This is a genomic window from Paenibacillus sp. B1-35 (assembly GCF_050474385.1).
GTDB lineage: Bacteria > Bacillota > Bacilli > Paenibacillales > Paenibacillaceae > Paenibacillus_B > Paenibacillus_B alvei.
In genome coordinates, this window is sequence record NZ_JBCHVJ010000001.1 from 1,713,887 (window position 1) to 1,724,438 (window position 10,552).

General features: G+C 53.3%; 2 protein-coding genes. Both read right to left on the minus strand.

Annotation, left to right across the window (positions count from 1 at the left end; all coding sequences use genetic code 11):
• Positions 1-93 precede the first annotated feature (93 nt).
• A complete protein-coding gene (locus ACQ5BJ_RS07415) occupies positions 94-6,702 on the minus strand; it encodes an amino acid adenylation domain-containing protein (RefSeq protein ID WP_430109376.1) in 6,609 nt (2,202 codons plus the stop codon).
• Positions 6,684-10,538, minus strand: coding sequence for an amino acid adenylation domain-containing protein (locus ACQ5BJ_RS07420; protein WP_430109379.1), 3,855 nt, complete (start codon positions 10,536-10,538; stop codon positions 6,684-6,686). Before ACQ5BJ_RS07420 ends, ACQ5BJ_RS07415 begins: the two co-directional genes overlap by 19 nt.
• Between the last annotated feature and the right edge of the window lie 14 nt (positions 10,539-10,552).

Here is a 10,552-nt window from a genome sequence, read left to right on the forward strand (position 1 = left end):
TCGTTATACAAAAAGATACCCACAGCCTGAACACCTTTTTTTCTTAGTGTCCAGTCTATGGGTACCCGTTTACATGCAATGGTCAACTTTTCTTTACTTGTAAGCTTTGGAGTTTTCCAAAATCGCTTTTATGATAGATGCGTTTGTTGGAGCATAGTCTCTTTCCAGCATCTGCTCGTGTTTGCCGTTTCCTGAATAGAAGTGCAACTGTCCAGTTGTTAACTCGCTCCAGGACGTCCATCCGCGTTCTACTTCGCCTGTTGCTTCTGACGATTGAATCAGATAAATGTCTGCCCGAACTTCTCCTGTCGTTGCCATATTATCGATCCAATTCTTGTAAGCCGTTATGTTTTGTCTCACTTCTTCTGCGTCTAGTCCTGGAACATAACGTAGAAATAGAGAAATTTCTTCTTGTAGCGTCTCCAGGTACTCTTCTTGCGGCATGTCCAAGGTATGCGAATTTCTTGGGTAGGCATCAAGCATAATGATGCCGGCTACCTCGCGATTTTGTTGTTCCAACTGCTTGGCCACTTCAAATGCCAGATTACCTCCGGCAGAGTAACCCAACAAATAAAGCGGGCCCTGAGGCTGCAGCTTGTGAACGCTTTGGGCAAAGTATGAGGCTGCATCTTCACAGCTAATAAAATCATAGGCATAAATAGCAGCCGTATCTCGCAGTAATGTCGCCAGCATCGTAAATACTTGACCAAATCCGACGATAGGCGGGAAACAATGCAAGGTTATGCCGTTTGCATCGTTTCCGTTCCACACGGACACTCCTTCCGTTGGCTGCTTCGCTAGATCGTCTGAACTGATTCCGCTTTGAAGGTGATCAGCGAGTTCCATAACCGTCGGGTAAGCGAAGGCGGCACTAAACGATATGTCCACATTCAATCTACGGCGAGCTTCACCAATCATTTGAATCAGCTTCAAAGAATGACCGCCTGCATCGAAGAAGTTATCGTGAATGCCGATCCTCTCTAAGTTGAGAATCTCCTGCCAAATGTCGGCAAGCGCTTGTTCTAACGCATTTCTTGGCGCTGTATAGTTTGCTTGAAGAGGCTCATTGAGCTGTATATGAGATAAGCCTCTGCGATCGACTTTGCCATTGGCTGTAAGCGGCAGCATATCCAGTTGCACGAATCGCGTCGGAATCATATAGGCTGGGAGCTGCTTGGATAAGGCTCTCCGCAGTTCTCCGGCCACAAGCTCGGTATCCGCTACGACATATGCGAATAGAAGCTTCTCCTTCGCTTCATTTTCGCGAGCAATAACCGCCGCTTCCTTCACCTCCTTCACTTTCGTCAGAGCGGCTTCCACTTCGCCCAGCTCAATGCGGAAGCCGTGTATTTTCACTTGGTCGTCTGCACGACCCAAATACTCCAAGTTTCCGCTAGCCTTCATTTTTGCCAAGTCTCCTGTGCGGTACATTCGCTTTCCAGGAACGAGTGGATGGTCTACGAACTTCTCAGCCGTCAAGTCAGAGCGGTTGAGGTACCCTCTCGCGACTCCATCTCCAGCAATATAGATTTCTCCTGGTACCCCTATCGGAACTTGCTTGCCATCAGAATTGAGCAAATAGATGCTGACATTCGCAGCCGGTACGCCAATAGGAACCGAACCGCTCGTATCGGTTGCCGGATCGTATCGATAAATCATGCAGCCGACAACCGTTTCTGTCGGGCCGTATTCATTGAATATCTCGATTTCTCCACCGAATTGGTCATGGATGCTTCTCGCTAGATCTGTGCCAAGATTGTCTCCACCGACAATCAGCTTTCGGATGTTCGATCCGGGCGTGACCTTCAATTCCTTGATCAAACTTAAATGAGCAGGCGTCAGCTTGACAATGTTGACTTGATTATCAGTTACAATCCGCTCAATTAATAGCGCTTTGTCTTCCCCGCTATAAATCCGAATCAGACTTCCTGTAAGCAAAGGCATAAATACGGATGTCACCGTCAAGTCGAAGGAAATGGAAGAGTACAGCGGGAAATCCAGCCTTTCTCCGTCAGCATATACGTTTTTCGCCCACCATAAATAATTCGTCAGGCCCTGATGAGTAATCATTGCTCCCTTCGGATTTCCTGTCGTTCCCGATGTATAAATCACATAAGCAAGGTCGTTGGCGCTTGATACCGGCTCGAGATTCCATTCATCTTTGCTGTAGGCGGCCTGATCGTTTAGATCGATAAGCTTTCCTTCAAACTGTACGCGAGCCCGTAAATGATGCTGCGTGAGAAGCACTTGCGAACCGGAGTCCTCCAACATGTAACGAATGCGTTGTTCCGGGTACTCCGGATCAATCGGCACGTAAGCTCCTCCGGCTTTTAACACACCTAGTATGCCGACGATCATTTCCACCGACCGATCCGCCAAAATGCCGACCAATTGATCCGCTCGTACGCCGGCTGCCCGCAATGTCCTTGCCAAGCGATTGGAACGGGCATTCAGCTCTCTGTATGTCACTTGCTCTTCTTCATGAACGATGGCTACCGCTTCTGGCGTTTTTTCCGCCTGCCGCTCGAACAATTGGTATACCGTTGCTTCTCGAGGATATTCCGAAGCTGTCGCATATCCTGCCGCAAGCTGTGCGCGCTCTTCCGCAGTTAGGATCTCTAACGACGCAATCTGTGCCTGAGGATTTGCCGTAACCGCATGAATCAACTGCTCGAAGTGTTTCGCCATCCGCGCAATGGTCTCTCGTTTGAACAAGGAAGAAGCGTACTCGATGCTGCACGAGATTCCGTTCTCCACCTCTACCAGTTGGAAGGTGAGATCAAACTTCGCTACGGAATGTTCGATTGCATAGGGCTGGATGTGCAAGCCCTGGATTTGCAAATCTCTTTGCTCCATATTTTGCAGAACGAACATCGTATCGAAAATCGGGTTGCGGCTTCTGTCCCTTTTGACCTGCACCTTCTCGACCAATTCTTCAAATGGATAGCCTTGGTGCTCGTAGGCATCAAGCATCGTTTCTTTTATTTCTTCTACATACGATAAAAATGTTTTGTTGCCTGCCGGATAGCTGCGTATCGCTAACGTGCCCACAAACATACCCACCAGTGACTCCAAGTCGTTATGTGATCTGCCTGCAATCGGCGTACCAACAACAATATCCTCTTGACCCGAATATTTATGCAGCAAGGTTGTATATATCGCCAGCAGTACCATATACAGAGACGATCCGGTTTCTGCCGCTATCCGTTTCAAGCTCTGGCGTAGCGGATTCCCAAGCATAAATGACAGTGCTTCTCCCTGGAAGCTTTGTACCACAGGCCGGACATAATCGGTCGGCAGCTCCAGAACTGGAATAGGCCCACAGAACCTATTCAACCAATAGGCCTCCTCCTGCTGCTTGCGCTTTTTTTGCGTCTCGGACTGCTGCCATGCCGCGTAGTCTTTGTATTGAATACGCAGAGGCGGAAGTTCTTCCCCTTCATACAAGCGAGCAAATTCATCTACCAAAATGCCCATCGATACGCCATCGGAAATGATGTGATGCATGTCGAGCACGAACAAATGGCGTTCAGACGCAAGCTCTATCAGCCTGACGCGCAAGATCGGCGGCAGCTCCAGATGAAAGGCGCGAATAAATGTCCGAACAGCTTCCGCGGCTTCCGTTTCGCTTGCTTGCACGTATTCCGCAGTAAAACCAACCTCATGATGAACACATTGTACAGGCTCGCCTTCTGCCATGTGAAAGCTTGTGCGCAGCGTCTCGTGACGGGCAATGAGCTTGTGAAGCGCGGATTCAAACCGCTGCCGGTCAAGCGCTCCTTGAAGTTCCAGCACTATAGGCAAATTGTAGCTCAGTCCCGTTTCTTCGAGCTGGTGCAAGATATACAGCCGCTTTTGCGCGGAAGACACTGCATAATACGCCTGCTCTTCGACAGGTTCGATAGCAGTGAACGTCTGCTGCTCTCTATCTGCTATGGCCTCGGCCAGCAGCTCGATGGTAGAGAACCGGAATACATCCCGCAACGGTACGTTCACTTGCAGTTCTTTGTGCAGACGGCTCACCATGGTCGTAGCGCGCAAAGAGTGACCGCCGATTTCAAAAAAGTTGTCGCGCACACCTACGCGGTCAAGACCAAGTATTTCTTGCCAAATGTTCACGAGCTGCGCTTCGACGCGAGTTCGGGGCGCTGCATATTCAGCCGCAGCCAGAAGGTTTTCTTCCGGCGCCGGCAGCGCTTTTCGATCGATTTTACCATTTGCCGTCAGCGGTATCCGATCGATCTGCACGAAGTACGCAGGAATCATATAATTTGGCAATCGCTGAGCTAAGTGTTCTCGCAGTTCGCCTGCAGCCAGTTTCCGATCGGCTACAACATACGCACATAGCTGCCGTTCCCCGTTTTCAGCAGTCCTTGCGATCACAACGGCTTCGCGCAGAGCATCGATTTGTCCAAGCAACGCCTCGATTTCTCCAATTTCGATCCTGTACCCGCGAATTTTTACCTGTTGATCCGTTCGTCCCACGTATTCGAGGGTACCGTCTGGCAACCAGCGAGCGAGATCGCCTGTTCGGTACATTTTTCCACCTGGTGTAAACGGATTGTCTACAAACCTCTCCGCTGTCAGTTCAGGCAGATTCAAATAACCGCGAGCTACGCCGTCTCCAGCCGCATACAGCTCTCCCACCGCGCCCAGAGGCAACAGCATGCCTGCTCGATCCAGCACATACACTTGTGTATTGCTGATTGGACGACCGATCGGAATGGTAGATCGATCCATATCCTCCAAGCTGATCGTATGGCAGCATGTAAACGTTGTGTTTTCCGTCGGGCCGTACCCGTTGATTAATCGCAGGTTCGGGTAGCGTTCCAAAACTTTTTTCACATGCGGTTTCGATACAATATCGCCCCCCACGAGCAATTGCTTGACCCCTGCCAATCCTTCGAGTTGATGTTCAGCCATAACCGTAAACAATCCTGCCGTTAGCCATACAATCGTGACCTGATACTTCCGTATCGCTTGCGTCCAATCTTCCAGCGACAAGCCGGTTGGAGGCATGAGCGCTAAAGACGCTCCATTCAGCAAGCTGGCCCAAATCTCAAATGTCGCAGCATCGAAGGAAATGGTTGACCCTTGCAGAAAGACGTCACTTTCACAGATGTCTACGTAATTTGCTTGGGCAACAAGACGTACAACCCCGCGCTGTGTGACGCAGACTCCTTTGGGAGTTCCTGTAGAGCCCGAAGTATAGTTGACGTACGCCAGATGAGTCGGCCCTGTGAGCGACTTCAGATTGGTACCATCTTGGTCGTATGCTAGCTCGTCATCGAGAAGCACAACCTTTTCAGCAGCAAAGGCAGTTTGTTGTAAATGGCTCTGGATTAGCAGTACGCGAACATTTGCATCCTGCATCATGTAACGTATGCGTTCCTCCGGATAGTGAGAGTCGATCGGCACGTAGGCTCCTCCCGCTTTCAGGATTGCCAGTATACCGACAATCATCTCAATAGAACGTTTAGCCGCAATGGCTACCAACTGTTCCGCTTCAACCCCGGCTCTTCTCAACGTCCGCGCCAAACGATTTGCTTTCTCGTTCAACTCTCCATAGGAACATTGCTTCTCCCCGAATAAAACGGCAGGTGCATGTGGCGTTCGTTCGGCCTGCTCCTCAAACCGTTGATGGATCGCAAGCTCTCGAGGATACGGTAATTGGGTATTGTTAAACAAACTGATCAGTTGCACTCGTTCTTCATCCGCCACGATTTGCAGCGTTGCAAGGCTCGCCTGCGGATTTTCGATCACTGAGGCGATCAACTGCACAAAGTGTCTCGCAAACCGCTGCACGGTTTCAAGCTTATACAATGAAGTTGCGTATTCCAAATGGAAAGCTATTCCGGCTTCTTCGTCCACCGCCTGCAAGGTTAAATCAAATTTTGCTGTCTTATGCTCGGTATGATATGGCTTCATCTGGAGCTGATCGAGTCCAAACGGCTTGCTTTCTGTATTTTGCAAAACAAACATCGTGTCAAAGATCGCGTTGCGGCTCAAGTCTCGATTGACTTGCACCTGTTCAATCAGTTCTTCGAACGGGTAGTCCTGGTGTTCATAGGCGCTCAGCATCGTTTCCTTGAGTTCTTTCAAATAAGACAGAAACGGCTTCTCTCCCGCTGGATAGCTGCGGATGGCCAATGTCCCGACAAACATACCTATCAAACCTTGCAAGTCGCTGTGGGTTCTCCCCGCAATCGGCACACCAATGATGATGTCTTCCTGCCCCGAATATTTATGCAAAAAAGCTTTATAGACGGCCAGCAACACCATATATAGCGTCACGCCGTTTCGGGCGGCAAGCTGGTGCAATGCATCCCTTTGCATTGAGTCGATCTTGAATTCCAGAGAGCTGCCCTCGTATTTCTGTATCGCAGGACGTACATAATCTGTTGGCATTTCCAGCACAGGCAGTTCTCCGCCTAATACTTTCATCCAATAGGAGCCATGCTGTTTCATTTGTTCTTTCTGGGCCTCAGATTGCTGCCACACCGCGTAATCTTTGTACTGAATGCGCAGCGAAGGCAGTTCCTCACCGCTGTACAAGCGGACAAACTCCTCAACCAAAATATCCATGGATATGCCATCGGAAACGATGTGATGCATGTCGAACATCAGCAAATGGCGATCCGCTGCCCATTCGATCAAACCGACCCGCAGCAGAGGCGCTTTGCTTAAGTCGAACGGCTGCACGAAGTCGCGTATAATGGTCTCTTCCTCATTCCAGCCAGCCTGTAAAAAGCTACTTCAAAGTCGACCGTCTCGTACACGCGTTGCATCGGCTCGCCTTGCACCATCTCGAAGCCTGTGCGCAGCGTCTCATGACGATCGATGAGACTGCGGAATGCCTCTTCGAAGCGATTGCGGTTTAGCGTTCCTTCAAGTATTAGCATGCCCGGCATGTTGTAGCTACGCTCTGCCCCGTTGATCTGCTGCAAAATGTACATCCGTTTCTGCGCCGATGACACCGGGTAGTAGTCCCTTGCTTCGATGAGAGGAATGGCTGCGTACTCCTTCTGCTCCAACCCGGAGATCGCCTGCGCCAGCTCTTCGACTGTCGGACAACGGAACACGTCTCTTAACGGAATCTCCGCCTCCAGCGTCTGATGAATGCGCGATACGAGCGTCATCGCTCGGAGCGAATGGCCCCCGATGTCAAAGAAGTTATCGCGAATGCCTACGCGCTCCAGTCCCAGCACCTCTTGCCATAGCTGCGCCAGCTTCGCTTCCGTCGTCGTGCGCGGCGCTATATATTCCGTTCCCGTACTCAGCGCCCCTTCCGGCGTTGGCAGTGCCTTTCGATCCAGCTTCCCGTTTGGCGTGAGCGGCATCTTCTCCAAGCGAATGAAGTGCGAGGGAATCATGTAAGTCGGAAGCTCCGCCGACAACTTGCTCCTCATTGCCTGCGCCGTGAGCTCACCGCTGCCCGTTACATAGGCGCACAGTTCCTGCGTTTCCCCAGCGGCAACAGTTACGACCGCTTCCTTGACGCCGTCGATTCGCAGCAGATGTGCTTCGATCTCGCCCGGTTCGATCCGATACCCGCGAATCTTCACCTGATGGTCGATCCGTCCCAAATGCTCCAATCGGCCATCCGGCAGCCAGCGGGCCAAATCGCCCGTCCGGTAGATCCGCTCCCCGGGGAGGTACGGATGATCGACAAACTTCTCCCTGGTCAGCTCTTCGCGCGCCCAGTATCCGCGGGCGACCCCGGCGCCTCCGAGGCACAGCTCGCCTACGGCTCCGATCGGCTGCAACTGCAGCGCTTCGTTCAGCACGTACGCCTGCGTGTTCGCCAGCGGACGGCCGATGCTGACTTTTTCTCCTTCGCTTTCCTTCAGATGTTCAAACGTAGACCATACCGTCGTTTCCGTCGGACCGTACATATTGTACAGCGACGCATTCGTTTGCGCACGAAGCTGCTTCAGCATCGCCGCGGAAAGCGGCTCGCCGCCGATCAACAGGGCTGGTATACGGCGCAACTTCTCAGCGCTGTGCTCCTGCTTCAGCATCATCGACAGCCTCGAAGGCGTTGTCTGCATCAGTTGTACCGGATGCTCTTCCAGCAAATCGCCCAGCAGCGCAGGGTCCTGAAGCTCCGCTTCATTGGCGAGAACGATCTGCATCCCGCAACTGAGCGGTACCCAGCTCTCGGTCACGAAGATGTCGAAGGATACCGTTGTGACCGAGAGGATCGACGCAGATGGCGCAAACGGCAGCGAGCGCACCATCCCCGCGATAAAGTTCACGACGTTCCGGTGCTCCACCACCACGCCTTTCGGCTTGCCGGTGGTGCCCGACGTGTAGATCACATACGCGCTGTTCATCGGCGTTGTCGGTACATCCGATTGTACATCTGTTGATCCCGATGCCGGCGAATAGGTTTCCAGTTCTTCCGCAGAGGCGAATTTCACCATGGCGAAGCAGTTCTTCTGCCCTTCGGCATCCGTGGCGGCCAAGTGTTCCTTCTTCCCTTCAACAGCCGCAGCGGCTATTTCCGTAACGGCGGAGCGTTCCTCATCCAAGCACGTAACAGTCAAACGTTCCTTATCCAAGAACAGGACATGCCGCAGCGGCGTTTCTTCCCAGTCTGCCACCGTTTCCGTCTGTGCCCCTTCGCTCAGCAGGATTTGGATACCGGCATCCTGAATCATTCCCTCGATGCGCGCTGCCGGCAGCGCCGGGTCTAGCGGCACATAGGCCGCGCCAGCTTTCAGCACGCCCAGCAGAGCTGCGATCAGTTGCGGCGAACGGCTGAGCAGCACCCCGACGCGGTCTTCGCTTCTCACCCCGTGCGCACGCAGCCAGCCAGCGATGCGGTTGGCTCGCGCTTCCAGCTCGCCGTACGTCCATACGGCCTCTCCGCTTACGAGCGCCGGTTGCTCCGGAGTCAGGGCAGCCTGCTGTTCGAATAGCGCATGCACCGTTGCTTCCGCAGGCAGCTCCACCGCCGTATCGTTGAATGTCACCAGCAGCTCTTCTCGCTCTTCCGCCGTCAGCAGTTCCAGCTTCTCTACCGCCACGTTCGGGGTGGACACGATCTGCTCCACCATCCGCATCCAGTGACCTTGCAAGCGTTCCATCGTGCCTTTCTCATACACCTGTCCGTTGTAGTCGAAATGAATGTGCAGCTCTTCTCCCGGCTGAATCATCACATTCAGGTCGTAATTCGTTTGTTCGTCCGCCTGAACCCCCGTAATTTCCAGTCCGCTTGCATCCGCTGACGCTTCCGCCTGCGCGGTTTGCATCGGATAGTTCTCGAACACAAAAATATGGTCGAACAGCTCTCTCGTTCCGGCGCACTGCGCCTGGATTTCGTGCAGCGGATAGTAGGCGTAACCTTGCGCAGACAGCGCCTGCGCCTGCATGCGGCGCAGCAGGTTCGCAACCGTTTCCCGGCCCTCGCACGTTACCCGGACAGGCAGCGTATTGATGAACAGTCCGATCATCCCTTCTACGCCAGGCAGGTCTGCCGGTCTGCCCGAAACGACGCCGCCAAATACCGCATCCCGTTCGCCGCTGTAGGCGTGCAGCACCAGTCCCCATGCCGTTTGCAGCAGCGTGCTTACCGTTATGCCGTGCGCAGTGGCCGCCAGTGCGATGGCTTTGCTCTGCTCCTGAGGGACGCTCCAGCTCAAGCGTTTCGCTTCATAGCCTTGCGCCTGACGCTGCCGCTTCGGCAGCGCAGATAGCGCTTCGCTGCCCTCCAACTGCTCCTTCCAGTAGCTTCGTGCCGAATTCGCGTCCTGTTCGGACAGCCAGCGGATATAGTCGCGGTACGCGCGGACGCTGCGTAACGGCGGCTCTTCTCCGGCGCGCAAGGCGTTGTAGATTCCCAATACTTCTTCCATCACCAGCGGTAAGCACCAGCCGTCCATCAACAGGTGATGGAAGCTCCATATCACCTCGTGGGTTTGCTCTCCTGTGCGGAGCACCGCCACACGCATCAGGCTCTCCGACGCTACCGCAAAGCCTTGCTTCCGGTCGTCCGACTTCCACTGTGCTATGCAGGCTGCCTGCTCGCCCGCGTCGTGCATCGTCAGATCGCGATAGGTGATTATAAACGGCCGCTTCCGGTACACGACTTGCAGCGGTTCGCTTCGCCACTGATTGTCGATGCTCGTTCGCAGCACCGCATGCCGCTGCACGACGGTTTGCCAGCTTTGTTCAAACGCTGCCGGCTGCAGCTCGCCTTGCAGGGTCAGATGGATCTGGTTCACGTAAGCTCCTGCCTGCGGATCCAGACGGCTGTGGAACAGCATCCCTTGCTGCATCGGCGTCAGCGCGTACACATCTTCAATCTCGCCTAACTCTTCGCTGCGCTGCATAAGCGCATCCAGTTCTTCTTGCGTAATGCCAGGCTGCAGCAGATCGCTTGGCGTCAGTTCTGTCCTCTCCTGCGCGACACAATGGGTCAGCAGCTCTTGTAAGCTGATCTGTAACTCGTGCGCGAAGCGCTCCATCGTCGCTTGGCGGTACTGCTCCGCGCTGTAGCTGATGTGCAGGCGAAGCGCTCCTTCCGCGATCATGCCGTTGCATTCCA

Bases quoted from the DNA above. Each gene is read 5' to 3' on its own strand.
- ACQ5BJ_RS07420 (WP_430109379.1), bottom strand. From the start codon at position 10,538: ATGATCGCGGAAGGAGCGCTTCGCCTGCACATCAGCTACAGCGCGGAG.